The following is a 1,348-nucleotide window of genomic DNA, read 5'->3' as shown; positions in this document are numbered from 1 at the left end:
TCTTGTTGCGGTTGAAGGCGCGGAAGAAGCCGATGCCCAGGCCGGGCAGGTTGCGGGTCTTGTCGCCGCCCGGCGGCTCCACCTTGATGACCTCGGCGCCCAGGTCGGCCAGGATCATGCCGCAGGTGGGCCCCATCACCATATGGGTGAACTCGACGACGCGGATGCCGGCCAGCGGCAGCGATGTGTTCTCTTGTTGCATGGTTTGGCTCATGGTGTCGATCAGGCGGCCGCGTGGCGGGCGCCGGCAAAGGTTCTGGGCAACCCGGCGCGCCAGAGCGTGCCGTGCAGCGTTTCTCCGGCCAGCCAGCCTTGCACCTGCTGGCGCAACGCCAGCAGCGCGTCGATGTCGAGGCCGGTCTCGACGCCCATGCTGCCCAGCATGTAGGCAAGATCCTCGGTCGTGACGTTGCCGCTGGCGCCGGGTGCATGCGGGCAGCCGCCGATACCGGCCAGGCAGGCATCGAATCGCGTGACGCCGGTTTGCAGGGCTGCCAGCACGTTGGCCAGACCCAGGCCACGCGTATCGTGGAAATGGCCGCACCAGAAACGGTCCCCCGCTAATGCAATGGCGCGCTCGAACAGCTCGCGCACCATGCGCGGATCGGCGTAACCCACCGTGTCGGCCAGGCTCACGCGATCGGCGCCCGCGTCGAGCAGCGCCTGCATCAACCGCAGCACTTCATCGGGCGCCACGTGGCCCTGCAACGTGCAACCGAAAGCCGTGCCCACGCCGCATTCGATCAGCGTCCGGGCGCCGGCGGCATCGCGCGCCGCGCGGATGCGCGCCACCTCGGCCACCACGTCGTCGGGGGTCTTGCGCAGGTTGGCCAGGCTGTGCGCATTGCTGGCGGACAGCGGCACGATCATCAGGTTGGCGCCGCTGTCGATGGCGGCCTCCGCCCCGCGCAGGTTGGGCACCAGCACCGAGACGAACAACCCCGGCAGCGTCCGGGCAAACGCCACCAGTTCGGCGGTATCTGCCAGTTGTGGCAGCAGCTTCGCCGGCACGAACGAGCCCACCTCGATCTCGCGCTGGCCGGCGGCATGCGCCGCGCGGATCCACGCCTTCTTCTGCTCCGTCGGAACGACGGTCTTGATGCTTTGCAGCCCGTCACGCAATCCGACTTCTCGGATCACGGCGTGCGGTGGCCACATGGCCAGTTGGGGATGGGGCGAGGCAGGAGTCATAGTTTGCGGCGGGGGGCGCCTGAAAAGGACACGCGATACCCGTGACTCTATGTCGTTCCAAGAACAACAAGAAGCGGTCTTTTGACATCGCCATCGTTCCATATCGGAATGCCTAGCCCTACAATCCGGGCATGAGAGATCTCGACCTGACCACCCT

The 1,348-nt window shown here is 67.0% G+C and carries 2 protein-coding genes; both read right to left on the bottom strand.

Going from position 1 to position 1,348, the window contains the following annotated elements:
- Positions 1–202: CoA transferase (locus tag CYJ10_RS35100; RefSeq protein ID WP_180862933.1), on the bottom strand; the 202-nt coding region annotated here is incomplete at its 3' end.
- Positions 203–222: 20 nt separating this feature from the next.
- Positions 223–1,158, bottom strand: coding sequence for a hydroxymethylglutaryl-CoA lyase (locus CYJ10_RS13570; RefSeq protein ID WP_101682015.1), 936 nt, complete (start codon positions 1,156–1,158; stop codon positions 223–225).
- Positions 1,159–1,348 lie beyond the last annotated feature (190 nt).

The organism is Cupriavidus pauculus, assembly GCF_002858765.1.
Lineage (GTDB): Bacteria > Pseudomonadota > Gammaproteobacteria > Burkholderiales > Burkholderiaceae > Cupriavidus > Cupriavidus pauculus_B.
Note: the sequence above shows the minus strand (reverse complement) of the source record. Positions and strands in the feature narration are given on the sequence as shown.

What these genes read in the sequence shown, in the direction of transcription:
- CYJ10_RS13570 (WP_101682015.1), bottom strand. Translation starts at nt 1,158, where the DNA reads ATGTGGCCACCGCACGCCGTGATCCGAGAAGTCGGATTGCGTGACGGG.